16 protein-coding genes and 1 riboswitch are annotated in these 16,201 nt (G+C 70.5%); of the genes, 7 read left to right on the top strand and 9 right to left on the bottom strand.

Features of this window, described 5'->3' with window-relative positions; translation table 11 throughout:
* Positions 1 to 158: 158 nt before the first annotated feature.
* Positions 159 to 1,520, bottom strand: coding sequence for an NYN domain-containing protein (locus tag FHR36_RS19640; RefSeq protein ID WP_253799451.1), 1,362 nt, complete (start codon positions 1,518 to 1,520; stop codon positions 159 to 161).
* A 178-nt stretch (positions 1,521 to 1,698) separates the two neighbouring features.
* Positions 1,699 to 1,953 carry a hypothetical protein gene (locus FHR36_RS19635; RefSeq protein ID WP_253799060.1) on the bottom strand — a complete coding sequence of 85 codons (255 nt, stop codon included), beginning with the start codon at positions 1,951 to 1,953 and terminating at the stop codon, positions 1,699 to 1,701.
* 150 nt (positions 1,954 to 2,103) lie between these two features.
* Between FHR36_RS19635 and FHR36_RS19630 the strand changes: the two genes are divergently transcribed.
* Positions 2,104 to 2,931: a rhomboid family intramembrane serine protease gene (locus tag FHR36_RS19630; protein WP_253799058.1), complete on the top strand. Its 828-nt coding sequence runs from the start codon at positions 2,104 to 2,106 to the stop codon at positions 2,929 to 2,931.
* Positions 2,928 to 3,209, top strand: a complete 282-nt coding sequence (locus FHR36_RS19625; RefSeq protein WP_253799055.1) for an Lrp/AsnC ligand binding domain-containing protein — start codon at positions 2,928 to 2,930, stop codon at positions 3,207 to 3,209. The genes FHR36_RS19630 and FHR36_RS19625 overlap by 4 nt, the downstream gene beginning before the upstream one ends.
* Before the next feature lie 2 nt (positions 3,210 to 3,211).
* On the opposite strand, the gene FHR36_RS19620 is transcribed toward FHR36_RS19625, so the two are convergent.
* The 3 genes from FHR36_RS19620 to FHR36_RS19610 form a co-directional block, all read right to left on the bottom strand.
* Positions 3,212 to 4,573: an aminotransferase class V-fold PLP-dependent enzyme gene (locus FHR36_RS19620; RefSeq protein ID WP_253799053.1), complete on the bottom strand. Its 1,362-nt coding sequence runs from the start codon at positions 4,571 to 4,573 to the stop codon at positions 3,212 to 3,214.
* Between the two features lie 47 nt (positions 4,574 to 4,620).
* Positions 4,621 to 4,738: riboswitch (SAM riboswitch) on the bottom strand.
* Between the two features lie 122 nt (positions 4,739 to 4,860).
* Complete coding sequence (trpD, locus tag FHR36_RS19615) at positions 4,861 to 5,934, bottom strand: anthranilate phosphoribosyltransferase (RefSeq protein WP_253799050.1); 1,074 nt, start codon at positions 5,932 to 5,934, stop codon at positions 4,861 to 4,863.
* A gap of 127 nt (positions 5,935 to 6,061) precedes the next feature.
* Positions 6,062 to 6,487 (bottom strand): response regulator, encoded by a 426-nt coding sequence (locus tag FHR36_RS19610; RefSeq protein WP_253799048.1) that lies wholly within the window; start codon positions 6,485 to 6,487, stop codon positions 6,062 to 6,064.
* Positions 6,488 to 6,785: 298 nt separating this feature from the next.
* Between FHR36_RS19610 and ctaE the strand changes: the two genes are divergently transcribed.
* The 5 genes from ctaE to FHR36_RS19585 all read left to right on the top strand — a co-directional run bounded on the left by ctaE (position 6,786) and on the right by FHR36_RS19585 (position 11,484).
* Entirely contained in the window at positions 6,786 to 7,406 is a 621-nt protein-coding gene (gene ctaE, locus FHR36_RS19605) for an aa3-type cytochrome oxidase subunit III (protein ID WP_253799047.1), read from the top strand.
* Between the two features lie 88 nt (positions 7,407 to 7,494).
* On the top strand, positions 7,495 to 8,319 hold the full coding sequence (gene qcrC / locus FHR36_RS19600) for a cytochrome bc1 complex diheme cytochrome c subunit (protein WP_253799046.1): 825 nt from the start codon (positions 7,495 to 7,497) through the stop codon (positions 8,317 to 8,319).
* The gene (gene qcrA, locus FHR36_RS19595; protein WP_253799045.1) at positions 8,316 to 9,383 is read left to right on the top strand and encodes a cytochrome bc1 complex Rieske iron-sulfur subunit; all 1,068 of its coding nucleotides are present in this window, start codon (positions 8,316 to 8,318) and stop codon (positions 9,381 to 9,383) included. The genes qcrC and qcrA overlap by 4 nt, the downstream gene beginning before the upstream one ends.
* The gene (gene qcrB / locus FHR36_RS19590) at positions 9,380 to 11,041 is read left to right on the top strand and encodes a cytochrome bc1 complex cytochrome b subunit (protein ID WP_253799043.1); all 1,662 of its coding nucleotides are present in this window, start codon (positions 9,380 to 9,382) and stop codon (positions 11,039 to 11,041) included. The genes qcrA and qcrB overlap by 4 nt, the downstream gene beginning before the upstream one ends.
* 71 nt (positions 11,042 to 11,112) lie before the next feature.
* A complete protein-coding gene (locus FHR36_RS19585; protein WP_253799041.1) occupies positions 11,113 to 11,484 on the top strand; it encodes a GntR family transcriptional regulator in 372 nt (123 codons plus the stop codon).
* 19 nt (positions 11,485 to 11,503) lie between these two features.
* Here FHR36_RS19585 and FHR36_RS19580 read toward each other — a convergent pair whose 3' ends face one another.
* From FHR36_RS19580 to ctaC, 4 genes are all read right to left on the bottom strand, one after another.
* Complete coding sequence (locus FHR36_RS19580; RefSeq protein ID WP_253799040.1) at positions 11,504 to 12,730, bottom strand: L,D-transpeptidase; 1,227 nt, start codon at positions 12,728 to 12,730, stop codon at positions 11,504 to 11,506.
* 211 nt (positions 12,731 to 12,941) lie between these two features.
* Positions 12,942 to 13,358, bottom strand: a complete 417-nt coding sequence (locus FHR36_RS19575; RefSeq protein WP_253799037.1) for a cytochrome c oxidase subunit 4 — start codon at positions 13,356 to 13,358, stop codon at positions 12,942 to 12,944.
* Positions 13,358 to 15,133 carry an aa3-type cytochrome oxidase subunit I gene (ctaD, locus tag FHR36_RS19570; protein ID WP_380231207.1) on the bottom strand — a complete coding sequence of 592 codons (1,776 nt, stop codon included), beginning with the start codon at positions 15,131 to 15,133 and terminating at the stop codon, positions 13,358 to 13,360. The genes FHR36_RS19575 and ctaD overlap by 1 nt, the downstream gene beginning before the upstream one ends.
* A complete protein-coding gene (gene ctaC, locus FHR36_RS19565; RefSeq protein ID WP_253799035.1) occupies positions 15,130 to 15,981 on the bottom strand; it encodes an aa3-type cytochrome oxidase subunit II in 852 nt (283 codons plus the stop codon). Before ctaC ends, ctaD begins: the two co-directional genes overlap by 4 nt.
* Between the last annotated feature and the right edge of the window lie 220 nt (positions 15,982 to 16,201).

The raw sequence follows: 16,201 nt of genomic DNA, 5'->3' as shown, positions 1-16,201 counted from the left end.
GAGTGATAGTCCGGAAAATAGGTTTGACGCCAGACCCTAGTGAAGTCGGCGCCTCGGCGCCACTCCCTCACCCCCGTCGAACCGCCCGCCCGACCTGGTTTCACGCGATCGACACATCCCGGCCACTCCGACGCCCGACGAGGGCGAATGAACCGACGTCAGCTCCGGGACAACCGGTTCAGCAGCAGCACCGAGGAGACCGGCCGCGCGCCCGCCTTGCGGACCCCGTCGGCGACCTCGCGGTCCGCCGAGACCACCACCACCGGACGCCCCTGCGGCTCGGCCCGCACCAGCCGGCGGATCAGCTCGTCCGCCGTCTCCCCGGTCCGGCTGAACCGCACCCGCACCCCGCGCGGCGGCGCCATGATCACCGGCACGTCCAAGTCCTGCCCGTCGAACACGCAGGTGACCTCCGCCTGGGTGCGCTGCGCCAGCATCGCCAGCCCGCCCAGCAGGCGCAGCCGCTGCTGCTCCAGCGGCAGGGTCGGATAGCCGGTCTTGGTGACGTTGTAGCCGTCCACCACCAGGTGCACCTGGGGGATCGCCAGCAACTGGTCGAGCAGCGCCGGGTCGTCCTCCGCCAGGCCCCGCCGGGCCACGTCGTTGGGCGACGCCGAACCGGGGCTCACCGCCTCCACCAGGTCCGCCGGGCGGATCTGCGCCACCGGCAGGGCCAGCTCCCGCTGCAGCCCCTGGGCCGACTGCAGCACCGTGTCCAGCAGCAGCCGCAGCCGCATGTCCTCGACCGAGCGGCCCTCCCGGGCCGAGCGACGGCCGGCCTCCAGCGCCGCCTCCAGCTCGGTCACCCGGTGCCGCAGCCGGCGCGCCTCGCCCTCGGCGGCGCTGCGCTCGGCGGTGCCCGCCGTCCTGGCCGCCTCCAACTCGCCCGCCAGCCTGCGGCTCTCCGCCTGCGCCCGGCGGGTGTCGCTCTCCAGCGAGCGCAGCCGCTTGCGCAGCGACTCCATCTCCCGGCGGGTCCCCTCGGCGTCGGCCCGGTGGCGCTCCTGCTCGGCGCGGGCCGCGGCCCGCGCCTCGGCCAGCTCCGCCTGCAGCTTCTCCACCAGCCGCCCGGCCTCCGCCACCGCGCCCTCGACGTCCGCCCGGTCGGCCTCCTCGCCGGCGTCGGCCACCAGGCGGGTCCAGCCGGCGGCGCGCAGCAGGTACGCGGCGGCGGCGACGTCCATCGGGTCGGCGGCCGAGGGCACCGCACCGGACTCCAGCGACTTCACCAGGTCCGGCTGTCCCAGCCGCAGGCGATCGGCTATCCGCACCCGGAAGGCCGGCTCCGACTCCAGCGCCGCGGCCAGCGCGGTGGCCGCGTACTTGGCCCGCCGGGCCGGCGTGAACTTGGCGTACTGGCGCAGCGAGGCCGGCAGTTCCCCGGCCGGGATGCCGCCGAGCGCGTCGGCGGCGAGACCGACCACCCGCCGGCGCACCCCCTCCGGCAGCGGACGGTCCAGCGCCTCGGCCGGCTCCTCGGCCGGCTCGGAAGGCTCGGCCGGCCCGCTCGCTGCCTCCACCACGTCCTCGGCTCCGATCCTGGTCCCCGCGGCGCCGGCCCGGCCGGTTGCCGCCGCCGTGGAACGCACCGCTCCCTGCAATTGTCCCGTCTACCGTGCCCCACCGACAGCACCCCGACTACGCGTCCGCCCCGCGGCCCCCGCGGCAGGCGCCGGGACCACGGGGCGGACAGGGGCGTCAGGCCTCGGCGGGAGCGTCCTCCGCACCCGGACGGGCCACCAGCTCGACCTGGTCCACCGCGTTGCACCAGCGGCAGCGCACCGACTCGATGGCCTCGCTCAGCACCTCGGTCTCCTCCACCTTCGACTCGCCGGACAGGTCGAAGTGCAGGAAGTCGATCACCCGGGAGGAGCGGGTCACGTCGAAACGGGTGAGGTTGCCGCACAGCGTGCAGCGCCAGCGGGTCTCGTCGGTCGGCGCGGCGATGGTCATCAGAGGTCCTCTCGGCGGTTCCCAGGTCCGGATGTCCAAGCCTATTGCCTGCGCGGTCACACCGCGTCACCGGTCCACGGGCCGGACCGGGTCACCCGCCCGCAGTAGCGCCCGGTGTCGCCGCGGCGGCCCGGAGGAATGCTCCCCGGCATGGCGCTCCCCGCCCTCCCCCGGGCCGCCCCGTCCACCGCCGCCGGAACCGGCCGCGCACCGCTGGTCAGCTACGCCCTGATCGCGGTCTGCGCTGTAGTCCTGCTGCTCGGCCCCAGCGGCCTCAACCCGGCGTACGGCGCCGGGCCCGCCCGGCTGTGCGCCGAGCAGCGCTACGAGCAGCGCTGGGGCGCCGTCCCCGCCGAACTGCTGGGCCGCGAACCGCTCACCGCCGAGCAGCTGGGGCGGATCGCCCCCGCCACCCCGGACTGCGCGCTCACCCCCACCCCCGGCAAGGTCCCCGCCCTGTCGGTGCTCACCTCGCTCTTCGTCCACGCCGGCTGGCTCCACCTGCTGGGCAACATGCTCTTCCTCTTCGTCTTCGGCCCCGGCGTGGAGGAGCGGCTGGGCCGGATCCGCTTCCTGGTCTGCTACCTGGCGATCGGCTACCTGGCCACGTACGGCTACGCGTTGGCCGAATCCGGGTCCCCGGACGCCGTGCGCGCCCTGGTCGGCGCCTCCGGCGCGATCGCCGGCGTGCTCGGCGCGTACCTGCGGCTCCACCCGCGGGCCCGGGTCACCGCCCTGGTGCCGCTGGTGCTCTTCCTGCCGCTGCGGTTCCCGGCCTGGCTGGTGCTCGGCCTGTGGTTCGCGCTGCAGTGGTGGTCGGTGTACTCCGGCGGGTCCGGGGTGGCCTACCTGGTGCACGTGATCGGCTTCGCGACCGGCTGGCTGTTCGCCTGGGTCACCTGCCCGCGGACCACGAGACGCGGCGCGGGAGCGGCCGATACGCTGGCCCCACCCCCGTCCTTTGGAGCGCCAGAGTGATCACCGCGATCGTCCTCATCAAGACCAGCGTCGACCGGATCCCCGAGATCGCCGAGGCCATCGCCGCGATCGAGGGCGTCAGCGAGGTCTACTCGGTCACCGGCTCGTACGACCTGGTCGCGATGGTCCGGGTCCGCCGGCACGAGGACCTCGCCGAGGTGATCCCCGGTCAGCTCAACAAGGTCCCCGGCGTGGCCCACACCGAGACCCAGATCGCCTTCCGCACCTACTCGCAGCACGACCTCGAGGCCGCCTTCGCCCTGGGCCTCGACGAGTAGGACTAGCGGGCTGCGGTGTCCGCCACGCAGCGGCCGCCCTCGTTGCGGTAGGTCCACTTCGCGCCGTCCGTGACCAGTTCGCGGACGGCCGCCAGGAAGCGGTCCACGTGCTCCTCGGGCGTGCCCGCGCCGAAGCTCACCCGGATCGCGTTCAGGCTCCGCTCGCCCGGCAGCGACGGCTCCGGCGCCCCGCACTCGCTCGGGGCCGCGTCCTCGCCGCCCAGCAGCGTCCGCACCAGCGGGTGCGCGCAGAACAGACCGTCGCGCACCCCGATCCCGTACTCGGCCGACAGCGCCGCCGAGAAGTGCGAGCTGTTCCAGCCGCGCACCACGAACGACAGCACCCCCACCCGGGCCGCGTCCTCGCCGAACAGGCTGAGCACCTTCACCTCGGGGATCGCCGCCAGCCCGTCCCGGAGCCGGGCCACCAGCTGCTGCTCGCGGCGCTCCAGCGCCTCGAAGCCCGCCTCGGTGAGCGCCCGGCACGCCGCGGCGATCGCGTACGCGCCGATCACGTTCGGCGAACCCGCCTCGTGCCGGGCCGGGCCCGCGTGCCACTCGACCGCGACCGACCCGTCCGCCTCCCGCGCCACCGTCCGGCTCGCCCCGCCGCCCGCCAGGTACGGCTGCGCCGCGTCCAGCCAGTCCGAGCGGCCCGCCAGCACCCCGGCGCCGAACGGCGCGTACAGCTTGTGCCCGGAGAAGGCGACCCAGTCCACGTCCAGCTCCCGCACCGACACCCGGTGGTGCGGGGCCAGTTGCGCCGCGTCCAGCACCACCCGGGCGCCGCGCCGGTGCGCCACCCCGGTCAGCTCCGCCACCGGCCACAGCTCGCCGGTCACGTTGGACGCGCCGGTCACGCAGAACAGCTTCGGGCCGTCCGCGGCCGCCGCCAGCGCCTCGTCCAGCGCCGCCACCGCCTCGCCGTGCGAACGCGGGGCGCGCAGGTACTGCACCGTCACGCCCTCGCGGCGCCACGGCAGCAGGGAGGCGTGGTGCTCCGTCTCGAACGCGAACACCCGGGTGCCGGCCGGCAGCGCGCCCGCCAGCAGGTTCAGCGAGTCGGTGGTCGCCCGGGTGAACACCACCTGGTCGCCGTCGCGCAGGTCGAGGAAGTCGGCGACCGTCCGGCGGCTCTGCTCGAACAGGTCGGTGGAGAGCTGGGAGAGGTAGCCGGCGCCGCGGTGCACGCTGCCGTAGTACGGGGCGTACGCGGCGACGTCGTCCCAGACCCGCTGCAGAGCGGGGGCGCTCGCCGCGTAGTCCAGCGCCGCGTAGGTCACCTTCTCGCCGGACGCCAGCGGCACCTGGACGTCGTGGCCGAGGACGGCGAGCGGGGCGCAGACGTCGGTGGAAACAGTCATGGGATGCACTCCTCCTGGGGTAAGGACCCCGGAGTGCATCCGCCGGAAGTCCGCGCTTGCCACGCGGACGTCTCGCCACGCGGCCCGGTCCTCACCCAGGGCACCCCGCCACGGACGGAGGGTTGCCGGACAGCAAGCTGGGGCTTGTCGCTGTCACTCATGACCTGCGCAGCACTGTAGCAGAGCGGCCAACCACAGGGGCGCGGGGAACTGCGCGCCCAGCCACGCACTCACGTAGAGGGGTGGCCGTTCGCGCAGTTCCCCGCGCCCCTGAAGGTTCGCGTCACCTACCGAAGGGTCGCCTCGGCCCACCGCTTGAGCGTCGCCTCCGCCGCCCCCGAGTCGATCGCCGTCGCGGCCCGCTCGATCCCGGCCGCGATCTGCTCGGTGAGCGGAGCGTCCGTCAGGTCCAGCGCGACCAGCGCCGCCGCGGTGTTGAGCAGGACGGCGTCCCGCACCGGCCCCTGCTCCCCCGCGAACACCCGCCGGGCGACGGCCGCGTTGTACTCGGCGTCCGCACCCCGCAGCGATTCGATGCCGACCAGTTCGATCCCCACGTCCCGCGGGTCGAACCCGGTCTCCACGATCTCCCCGTCCTTGACGATCCAGACGTGCGAGGTGGTGGTGATGGTCAGCTCGTCGAGGCCGTCGTCGCCGCGGAACACCAGGGCGCTGGCGCCGCGCCGGGCCAGCACGCCGGCGATCAGCGCGGCGAGCCGGGTGTCGAAGCAGCCGATCGCGTGGGCGGTGACCCGGGCGGGGTTGGTCAGCGGGCCGAGGATGTTGAAGGCGGTCGGCACGCCCAGGTCGCGCCGGGCGGGCGCCGCGTGCCGCATCGCCGGGTGGAACTTGGCCGCGAAGCAGAAGGTGAGGCCGACCTCCTCGGCGATCTCGGCCACCCGGCGGAGGCTGACGTCGGGGCTGATGCCGAGCTTCTCCAGCACGTCGGTGGCGCCGCTGGCGGAGGAGGCGGCCCGGTTGCCGTGCTTGACCACCTTGGCGCCGGCGGCGGCCGCCACGATCGCGGACATGGTGGAGATGTTCACGGTCTTGGCCCGGTCGCCGCCGGTGCCGACGATGTCCACCGCGGGGCCGGGGATGTACAGCGGCTCGGCGTGCGCGTACATGGACTCGACCAGGCCGGAGACCTCTTCGACGGTCTCACCCTTGGCCCGCAGCGCCACCATGAAGCCGGCCACCTGGACGGGGCTGGCCTCGCCGCTCATGATCCGGTCCATCGCCCAGGCGGTGTCGCCCTGGGTGAGGTCGTCGCCGCGGAGCAGGGTGCTCAGGATGTCCGGCCAGGTGCGGACCACCTGCGCGGGGTCGCTGCCGCCGTTCGCAGAGTGCACGTTCACCATGGCCGTCTCCAGCTCTCATCGATTACCGGTACCTACCGGAAGGGACGGAGCCAGCCTATCCAGCACACCGGCCCGGACGCGGGGCGTTCCGGACCGGTATCTCTCCAGGTGAGACAGGTCCGCCCGGTCAGCGATGCGCGGGCGTCCGGCGGGCGAGGCGGGCCTTGAGCAGCGTGGTGGCGGCGGAGACCAGCGCGACCGGGTCGACCGGGTGGGAGACGGCGGCGTCGGCGCGGCTCCAGGCGGCCAGCCAGGAGTCCTGCGGGCGGCCGATCACGACCAGCACCGGGGGGCAGCCGTAGATCTCGTCCTTGAGCTGGCGGGTCAGCCCGAGCCCGCCGGCCGGGACGGCCTCGCCGTCCAGGACGCAGAGATCGATGCCGCCCTTCTCCAGGGCGCGCAGGACGGCCGGGGTGGTGGCGCACTCCAGGTACTCGACGGCGGGCAGGTCCGCCGAGGGCTTGCGGCCGAGCGCCAGGGTCACCTGCTCACGGGTGTTGCGGTCGTCGCTGTAGACCAGAACGGTGAGCGTCTCGTCGGTGGTGTGCGCCATGGCCCCTGCTCCCTGGTGCTCGTGGTTGCGCGTCCTCTTATATGGGTCCCGCCGAACGGCCCAGTGTGATCCGGACCACGTTCACTCCGGATGCTACTCCCGCGCACCCCCGGCCGTGAGCCCCTCGCGCGATCTCCATCAACGCGGCGCGCCGGACCCTCACCCGTCCGGGCTACGAACGCCCGGCCGGACCGAACAACCATCAGAAAACGGACGGACCCCCGCATGGCCCCAGTCCACGCCCCGGACACTCCGAGAGGAGACCCCCGGCGTGAAGACGGAATAAGGGACCGACATAATGTCCGTCGTGGCGACAGCAACAGCAACAGAAACCGGACACGCGCACGGAGCGGTCAACAGGCCGAACCTGGTCAGCGTCGGAACCATCGTGTGGCTGAGCTCGGAGCTGATGTTCTTCGCGGCCCTGTTCGCGATGTACTTCACCCTCCGCTCGGTCATGGGCCCCACGTTCTGGCACGAGAAGGCCGATGCGCTCAACGTGCCGTTCTCCCTGACGAACACCATCATCCTGGTGCTCTCCTCCCTCACCTGCCAGATGGGCGTCTTCGCCGCTGAGCGCGGTGACGTGAAGAAGCTCCGCTCGTGGTTCTACGTCACCTTCGTGATGGGCGCGATCTTCATCGGCGGCCAGATCTTCGAGTACACCGAGCTGGTCAAGAAGGACGGCCTCTCGCTGTCCTCCGACCCGTACGGCACGGTCTTCTACCTGACCACCGGCTTCCACGGTCTCCACGTGACGGGTGGTCTGATCGCCTTCCTGCTGGTCCTGGGACGGACCTACGCGGCTCGGCGGTTCACGCACGAGCAGGCCACCGCCGCGATCGTGGTGTCGTACTACTGGCACTTCGTCGATGTCGTGTGGATCGGCCTGTTCGCGACCATCTACCTGATCAAGTAACCAGCCGACCAGCCCCTGACCCGGCCTCAGCCGCCGGAGCGTCGGGGGCGGCCGACTGCCGACCAGATCCTGACACCGGGGTTAATCCGTGAAAAAGCTCTCCGCACGACGGCGCCACCCATTGGCGGCGCTGGTCGTCCTACTTCTCGCCCTGGCGGCCACCGGGGGGCTGTACGCCGCTTTCGCGCCGGCCGAGAAGGCGCAGGCCGACACCTCCGCCCAGTCGCTCGCGATCGACGAGGGCAAGAAGCTCTTCGCCGTCGGCTGCTCCTCCTGCCACGGCCTGAACGGCCAGGGCACCTCTGACGGTCCGAGCCTGGTCGGCGTCGGTTCCGCCGCGGTCGACTTCCAGGTCGGCACCGGCCGCATGCCCGCGCAGCAGCCGGGCGCCCAGGTGCCGCGCAAGAAGGTCATCTACTCGCAGAGCGAGATCGACCAGCTGGCCGCGTTCGTCGCCTCGCTGGGCCCCGGCCCGGTCGTGCCGAAGCCGGAGCAGTACAACCCCTCGACCGACCCGGCGAAGAACGCCGCGGACATCTCGAAGGGTGGCGAGCTCTTCCGCACCAACTGCGCGCAGTGCCACAACTTCGCCGGTCAGGGCGGCGCTCTGACCAACGGCAAGTACGCCCCCTCCCTGGAGGGTGTCGACCCGAAGCACATCTACGAGGCCATGCAGACCGGCCCGCAGAACATGCCTTCGTTCCCCGACACCACCATGCCGGAGGAGCAGAAGAGGCAGATCGTGGCGTTCGTCCGCCACACCGAGAACGATGAGCCCAACCCCGGTGGCCTGACCCTGGGCAGCCTCGGTCCCGTGACCGAGGGTCTGTTCGGCTGGATCTTCGGCCTCGGTGTCCTCATCGTCGTCGCGATCTGGGTCGCCGCCCACACCACCAAGGCCAAGAAGTCATGAGCCACGACATTTCCGACAACTCGCCTCAGGCGCACGGCGCCTCCCACGGCTCCGAGGTTGCCGAGCACGGCAACCCGTTCGCCGACCCGGGCCTGCCGGCCCACCTGCCCCGTCGCACCGACATCGACGAGCGGGCGGCCAAGCGCGCCGAGCGCCAGGTCTCGCTGCTGTTCATCGTCTCGATGCTGGCGACGATCGGCTTCATCGCCTCGTACGTGATCTTCCCGATCGACAAGATCGTCTACATCTTCCCGCTGGGGCACGTCAGCGCGCTCAACTTCGCCCTGGGCATGACTCTGGGCGTGGCGCTGTTCTGCATCGGCGCGGGCGCGGTCCACTGGGCCCGCACCCTGATGTCGGACCACGAGATCCCGGCCGAGCGTCACCCGATCGAGGCCGACGACGAGGTTCGCGCCGACGTCATCGAGCAGTTCAAGACCGGTGCGGCGGAGTCCGGCTTCGGCCGACGCAAGCTGCTGCGCAACACCCTGATCGGCTCGATGGCCCTGGTGCCGCTGTCCGGCGTCGTGCTGCTGCGCGACCTGGGCCCGCTGCCCGAGCAGAAGCTGCTGCACACGGGCTGGGACAAGGCCACGCCGCAGAACCCGATCGCGCTGATCAACATGAACACCAACCGCCCGATGAAGGCGGAGGACATCGTTCAGGGTTCGCTCACCTTCGCCAAGCCCGAGGGCCTGGAGGAGGACGCGCCGGACTTCCAGCAGCAGATCGCCAAGGACGCCCTGATGCTCGTCCGGATCGCCCCGGGCGACCTGAAGGACCAGCAGTCGGCAGAGCTGGGCTTCGACGGCATCCTCGCCTACTCGAAGATCTGCACCCACGTCGGTTGCCCGATCAGCCTCTACGAGCAGCAGACCCACCACGCGCTCTGCCCGTGCCACCAGTCGACCTTCGACCTGGCCGACGGCGCGCGCGTGATCTTCGGCCCCGCGGGCCACCCGCTGCCGCAGCTGAAGATCACCACTGACGAGCAGGGCTTCCTGGTCGCCACCGGCGACTTCGACGAGCCCGTCGGCCCGAGCTACTGGGAGCGCCCGCGATGAGCACCACAAGCGGCACCAGCACCGGTGCCACCACGCCGAGCAGTACGCGCGCCAAGCCCGCCAGCAAGTGGGAGGCCGCGGCGGACTGGACCGACGGCCGCCTGGGCATCTACAGCCTGGCCAAGGCGAACCTGCGGAAGATCTTCCCGGACCACTGGTCCTTCATGCTGGGCGAGATCTGCCTCTACACCTTCATCATCATCATCCTCACGGGTGTCTACCTGACGCTGTTCTTCAAGCCGAGCATGGCCGAGACGGTGTACACCGGCTCGTACGTGCCGCTGGACGGCATCCGGATGTCGGAGGCGTACGCCTCCACGATGAACATCTCGTTCGAGGTCCGCGGTGGTCTGCTGATCCGCCAGATCCACCACTGGGCCGCCATCGTGTTCGTCGCCGCGATGCTCGTGCACATGATGCGCGTGTTCTTCACCGGCGCGTTCCGCAAGCCGCGTGAGATCAACTGGCTCTTCGGCGCCGGCCTGCTCTTCCTCGGCATGTTCGACGGCTTCATGGGCTACTCGCTCCCGGACGACCTGCTCTCCGGTACCGGTATCCGCTTCATGGAGGGCGCGATCCTGGCGGTGCCGATCGTCGGCACCTACCTGGAGATGTTCCTGTACGGCGGCGAGTTCCCCGGCCAGGACATCGTGCCGCGGTTCTTCACCATCCACGTGCTGCTCATCCCGGGCATCATGCTGGGCCTGCTGGTGGCGCACCTGATCCTGGTCTTCTACCACAAGCACACCCAGTTCGCGGGCCCCGGCCGCAAGGAAGAGAACGTCGTCGGCATGCCGCTGATGCCGGTCTACATGGCCAAGGCCGGTGGCTTCTTCTTCCTGGTGTTCGGCGTCATCGCGGCCGTCTCGGCGATCGCGACCGTCAACCCGATCTGGTCGTACGGCCCGTACCGTCCGGACCAGGTGTCGACCGACGCCCAGCCCGACTGGTACATGGGCTTCTCCGAGGGCCTGATCCGTGTCATGCCGGGCTGGGAGATCTCGGTCTGGGGCGGCCACACCCTCAACCTGGGTGTGTTCATCCCGCTGATGGTCTTCCCGCTGGTGCTGGCCGTCATCTGGCTGTACCCGTTCCTCGAGGCCTGGGTCACCGGTGACAAGCGCGAGCACCACATCGCCGACCGTCCGCGCAACGCGCCGGTCCGCACCGCCTTCGGTGCCGCGTGGATCAGCCTCTACCTGGTCCTGCTGATCGGTGGTGGCAACGACCTCATCGCCACCCACCTGCACCTGTCGATCAACTCGATCACGTACTTCGTCCGGGTGAGCTTCTTCCTCCTCCCGGTGATCGTGTTCATCATCACCAAGCGCTGGTGCCTCGGTCTCCAGCGCCGTGACAAGGAGAAGGTGCTGCACGGCCGCGAGTCGGGCGTCATCAAGCGCCTGCCGCACGGTGAGTTCGTCGAGGTGCACGCGGACCTGTCGCAGGCCGACAAGTTCACGCTCACCGCGCACGAGCAGCCGCAGCCGATCGAGCTGCCGGCCGAGGTGGACGAGAACGGCGTCGCCCGCAAGGTCGGCCGCCTGGCCAAGGCCCGTGCGAAGCTCTCCGAGGGCTTCTTCGGCGACAGCGGCCAGATCGCCAAGCCGACCGCCGAGGAGCACGCCGAGATCACCAGCGGCCACGGCCACCACTGATCACCCACTGATCGCCACAGCCTGAGGGCCCCCTCGCCGAGGGGGCCCTCAGCGCATTCCGAGGGGTACTCATGCAGTTGACCGTCGACCACGACTCCCCCACTCCCCCGTACGAGCAGGTCCGCGCGCAGATCGCCGAGCGGGCCCGCAGCGGCGAGCTGCCGGTCGGGCTGAAGCTGCCGACCGTCCGCGCGCTGGCCGAGGAACTCGGCCTGGCGGCCAACACGGTGGCCCGCGCCTACCGCGAGCTGGAGGCCGACGGCGTGGTGGAGACCCACGGCCGCCGCGGCACCCTGATCGCCGCCACCGGGGACACCGCGCACCGGCTGGCGGCCGCCGCAGCGGCCGAGTACGCCGAGCGGGCGGCCCGCCTGGGCCTCACCCTCGAGGAGGCCCAAGCGGCCGCCCTGACCGCGCTGGCGGCCGCGTACCGGCCGCGCTGAGGCGGGCCCGACGCCCGCGTCACACCTGGGGCGCCAGCGCGCTCTGCACCTGGTTGTCGGACGTCGATCCGGCGGTCGACACCGGCTTGCCGAGCGCGCTGTGCTTCACCCACTCGTTCCAGTCGACGTTCCAGTCGCCGAAGCCGTTGCCGAACGGCTCCATCTGGTTGCCGAGGCTGTTGACCACCTGGACGATGTCACCGACGCGGGTGTTCTGGAAGAACCACTGCGCGTTCTCGGTCGACATGCCGGTGCAGCCGTGGCTGACGTTGTCGTGGCCCTGGGACCCCACCGACCAGGGCGCGGCGTGCACGTACTCGCCGCTCCAGGTCACCCGGGTCGCCCACTTCACGTCCAGGTTGTAGGACTCGCTGCTGCCCGCGGCGATGCCGATCGTCTCGCTGCTCATCCGGACGTCGGCCTCCTGGCCCAGCACCACCTTGATGCCGTTGCGGGTGGAGAAGCCGGGCTTGCCGGTGGTGACCGGGATGGTGTTCACCACCTGCCCGTTGCGGCGGTACGTCAGCTGGTGGGTCCCCGCGTCCACCAGGGCCTCCACCCGGTCGCCGGTCCGGAAGGACAGCGTCGCCGGGTCGCCGCCGTACAGGCCGTCGGCTATTCGCACGCCGGACCGGTCGAAGCTGAGCTTCACCGAGGCGTTGGCCGGCCAGTACGACTCCGGACGGAAGTGCAGGGTCTTGTCGTCGACCCAGTACCAGCCGCCGGTCACCGCGGGCTGGGAGGCCACCGTCAGGCCGCGCTCGACCTCCTGCCGGGCGGCCGGGTCCTTGACCGCCTCGGACAGCGTGACGGTGAGCGGCTGGCCGACGCCGTAGACGCCGCTGCCGGAGGAGTCCGGACCGAGTTGGGCGGTCAGCAGCCGGCCGGCCTCCACCGTGGTGAAGGTGCCGGTGGTCTCACCGCGGCCGCCCTTGCCGTCGTCGGCGGCGACCCTGACGCTGTACGCGGTACCGGCCCGCAGGTGGCCGGTGGTCTGCCAGCTGTGCTGGTCGGCGGCGAGCGCCCCGGCCACCTGGCGGCCGTCCGGACCGCTCAGCGTCACGTCGGTGATCCGGGCGCCCGGCGCGGCGGTGACCGTGTAGGGCTGCGAGGGATCGACCTTGCCGTCGGTGCTGAGGTGCACCAGGGGGGCGGCGTCGACCTGCCGGAAGAAGTCGACCTTCGCCGCGGAGCCGCCTCCCCCCGAGGAGCACGCCGCGACCGGGGCGAGGACGATCAGGGCCACCGTGACGGAACGAGCGCTTGCAACTATTCGAGAGCCGTTCAACGGAACCTCCAGGGGTCCGACCTGACTCGAAGCGTCAGGGGTCCGACCTGACTCGAAGCGTAGGGACGGGGTCCCCCGTCCGGCACTCCGGACTGATCCGCCCGGGGGAACGGCGACGGGCCGGACACCCCCGAAGGGATGCCCGGCCCGCTGCTCGGGGTGCGAGAACCTACTGGTTCTGGTTCTCGCCCCGGTAGAACTCGAAGACCCAGCCGAACAGACCGATCACGATGATCGGGATCGACCAGTACAGCAGCCACCAGCCGAAGATGACACCCAGGAAGGCCAGGGCGCCACCGATGGCCAGGGACAGCGGCTGCCAGCTGTGCGGGGCGAAGAAGCCCAGCTCGCCGGCGTCGTCCGCCACCTCGGCCTCGGGGTTGTCGCCCGCGCCGGTGTCCACCCGCTTGGCGGTGAAGCCCAGGTAGAAGCCGATGAACACGCACAGTGCGAAGGCCAGCGCCAGCGCGGTGGTGCCCGCCGCCTCGATGCCGAGGTCGGAGTTCATCGTCCACACGCCGTAGACGATCGCCATCACCAGGACGAAGGCGGCGAGGCCCATGAAGATCTTGCCCTGCTCCTTCATCAGGCGTCGCCCTCCTTCTTGCCCTTGCCCAGCTCGGGACGGTCGTACTGCGCCGGGGTCACACCGGCGAAGTGCTTGGCCGGCTCACCGTGGTTCTCCAGGTAGTCCAGCGCGGCGATCTCCGGGTGGTGCAGGTCGAACGCCGGGGATTCGGAGCGGATCCGCGGCAGGGTGAGGAAGTTGTGCCGCGGCGGCGGGCAGGAGGTCGCCCACTCGAGCGAACGGCCGTAGCCCCACGGGTCGTCGACCTCGACCTTCTCGCCGTACTTGGCCGTCTTCCAGACGTTGTAGAGGAACGGCAGGATCGACAGGCCGAGCAGGAAGGAGCCGATCGTCGAGACGGTGTTCAGGGTGGTGAAACCGTCCGACGCCAGGTAGTCCGCGTAGCGACGCGGCATGCCCTCGGCACCCAGCCAGTGCTGGACCAGGAAGGTCATGTGGAAGCCGACGAACAGCGTCCAGAAGGTGATCTTGCCGAGGCGCTCGTCCAGCATCTTGCCGGTCATCTTCGGCCACCAGAAGTGGAAGCCGGCGAACATCGCGAAGACGACGGTGCCGAAGACCACGTAGTGGAAGTGGGCGACGACGAAGTACGAGTCCGAGACGTGGAAGTCGATCGGCGGGGAGGCCAGCAGCACACCGGTCAGACCACCGAAGAGGAAGGTGACCAGGAAGCCGATCGTCCACAGCATCGGGGTCTCGAAGCTGAGCGAGCCCTTCCACATGGTGCCGACCCAGTTGAAGAACTTCACACCGGTCGGGACCGCGATCAGGAAGGTCATGAAGGAGAAGAACGGCAGCAGCACCTGGCCGGTGACGTACATGTGGTGCGCCCACACGGTCACGGACAGACCGGCGATGCCGATGGTCGCGGCGATCAGGCCGGAGTAGCCGAACATCGGCTTGCGGCTGAAGACCGGGACGATCTCCGAGATGATGCCGAAGAACGGCAGCGCGATGATGTAGACCTCGGGGTGGCCGAAGAACCAGAACAGGTGCTGCCACAACATGGCGCCACCGTTGGCCGGGTCGAAGACATGTGCCCCGAACTTGCGGTCCGCCTCCAGGGCGAACAGCGCGGCGGCGAGGACCGGGAAGGCCAGCAGCACGAGGACCGAGGTCAGCAGGACGTTCCACACGAAGATGGACATCCGGAACATCGTCATGCCCGGGGCGCGCATGCAGATCACGGTGGTGATGAAGTTCACCGCACCGAGGATGGTGCCGAAGCCGGAGAAGGCCAGACCCATGATCCACATGTCGGCGCCGACACCCGGCGAGCGGACCGCGTCCGACAGCGGGGAGTAGGCGAACCAGCCGAAGTCGGCCGCACCGTTCGGGGTGACGAAGCCGGCCACCGCGATGGTCGAGCCGAACAGGTAGAGCCAGTAGGCGAACATGTTCAGACGCGGGAAGGCCACGTCCGGCGCGCCGATCTGGAGCGGCATGATCCAGTTCGTGAAGCCCGCGAACAGCGGGGTCGCGAACATCAGCAGCATGATCGTGCCGTGCATGGTGAACGCCTGGTTGAACTGCTCGTTCGAGAGGATCTGCGTCCCCGGACGGGCCAGCTCGGCGCGCATGACCAGGGCGAGGATGCCACCGATCAGGAAGAACGCGAACGACGTCGCCAGGTACAGCGTGCCGATCGTCTTGTGGTCAGTGGTGGTCAGCCACTTGATGATGGCGTTGCCCGGCTTGCGGACGCGCTGCTGGGTGCCGACCGTGGCAGCCCCGCCGCCTCCGGCCGCAGCGGGCTCGTTGAGGATAGTCACTTCTCACCTTCAATGCCCGTGATGCCGGAGGGCACCGCACCGCTCTGGCCCTTGGCCCGCAGCTCCTTGAGGTGCTGCTCGTACTCGTCGTGCGAGACGACCTTCACGTTGAAGAGCATGCGCGAGTGGTCCACACCGCACAGCTCGGCGCACTTGCCGCGGAAGGTGCCGTACGAGGTCGGGGTGACCTCGAACGCGTTCACCACGCCGGGCACGACGTCCTGCTTCATCAGGAAGTTGATCGGCCAGAAGTCGTGGATGACGTCCCGCGAGGTGAGGACGAACTTCACCGACTCGTTGATCGGCAGGTACAGCGTCGGAGGCTCGCCCGGAGAACCCACCTCGTACGCGGCGGTGGTGCTGGTCGGGTCGGGCTTCTCGGTGTTCTCGTAGTTGAACGCCCAGCTCCACTGGAAGCCCACCACGTTGATGGTGTGCTGCGGCTTGGCCGAGGTGGAGGTGAGCGTCGCCTCGTCGCGCGCGACGAAGTAGAACAGCACGGAGACGATGACCAGGGGGACCGCGGTGTACAGCGCCTCGATGGGCACGTTGTACCGGGTCTGAGCCGGGATCTCCACCTTGGTGCGGCTGCGCCGGTGGAAGATCACGCTCCAGAGGATCAGACCCCACATCAATGCACCGACAGCCAGCGCCGCGATCCACGAGCCCTGCCACATGTGGAGGACCAGGGGGCCTTCCTTGGTGACGGGCGAGGGGAGGCCAAGCCTGGGCAGGTCGTTGGCCGAGCAGCCGGTAGCGGTCGCGATGACGAGGCCCAGTGCCAGCGCCTGAGGCAGCTTCCGCCGCATCGTGCGCCGCGGCGAGCGGTCGGAGCCGTTGGGACTCACGTAGCGCCTTCCCGAAGTCTCGCCCGCGATCGCATCGCCCCCAGGAGTCGAGTCCTCCCCGGCGACCCGGTCACGGGCACGGTTTGAATGCTTATGCGGGCCAAACGCTACTCCATCCTTATGCGGCACTCACGAGCAGCCCCCGCTAACGCGCCGCCCGGCCACCCCGTCGGCCCCCGCAGGGGTGGAGTATCCGAGGAATCGCAGGTCATAGTAGGCA

Source organism: Kitasatospora cinereorecta (assembly GCF_024172095.1).
In the GTDB taxonomy this organism is placed as follows: domain Bacteria; phylum Actinomycetota; class Actinomycetes; order Streptomycetales; family Streptomycetaceae; genus Kitasatospora; species Kitasatospora cinereorecta.
Note: the sequence above shows the minus strand (reverse complement) of the source record. Positions and strands in the feature narration are given on the sequence as shown.

Excerpts from the sequence above, each read along its gene's own strand:
- trpD (WP_253799050.1), bottom strand. The coding sequence starts at position 5,934 with ATGGTGAACGTGCACTCTGCGAACGGCGGCAGCGACCCCGCGCAGGTG.
- FHR36_RS19585 (WP_253799041.1), top strand. The coding sequence starts at position 11,113 with ATGCAGTTGACCGTCGACCACGACTCCCCCACTCCCCCGTACGAGCAG.
- qcrB (WP_253799043.1), top strand. The coding sequence starts at position 9,380 with ATGAGCACCACAAGCGGCACCAGCACCGGTGCCACCACGCCGAGCAGT.
- ctaE (WP_253799047.1), top strand. The coding sequence starts at position 6,786 with ATGTCCGTCGTGGCGACAGCAACAGCAACAGAAACCGGACACGCGCAC.
- FHR36_RS19630 (WP_253799058.1), top strand. The coding sequence starts at position 2,104 with ATGGCGCTCCCCGCCCTCCCCCGGGCCGCCCCGTCCACCGCCGCCGGA.
- FHR36_RS19610 (WP_253799048.1), bottom strand. The coding sequence starts at position 6,487 with ATGGCGCACACCACCGACGAGACGCTCACCGTTCTGGTCTACAGCGAC.
- FHR36_RS19620 (WP_253799053.1), bottom strand. The coding sequence starts at position 4,573 with ATGACTGTTTCCACCGACGTCTGCGCCCCGCTCGCCGTCCTCGGCCAC.
- FHR36_RS19635 (WP_253799060.1), bottom strand. The coding sequence starts at position 1,953 with ATGACCATCGCCGCGCCGACCGACGAGACCCGCTGGCGCTGCACGCTG.
- qcrA (WP_253799045.1), top strand. The coding sequence starts at position 8,316 with ATGAGCCACGACATTTCCGACAACTCGCCTCAGGCGCACGGCGCCTCC.
- FHR36_RS19575 (WP_253799037.1), bottom strand. The coding sequence starts at position 13,358 with ATGAAGGAGCAGGGCAAGATCTTCATGGGCCTCGCCGCCTTCGTCCTG.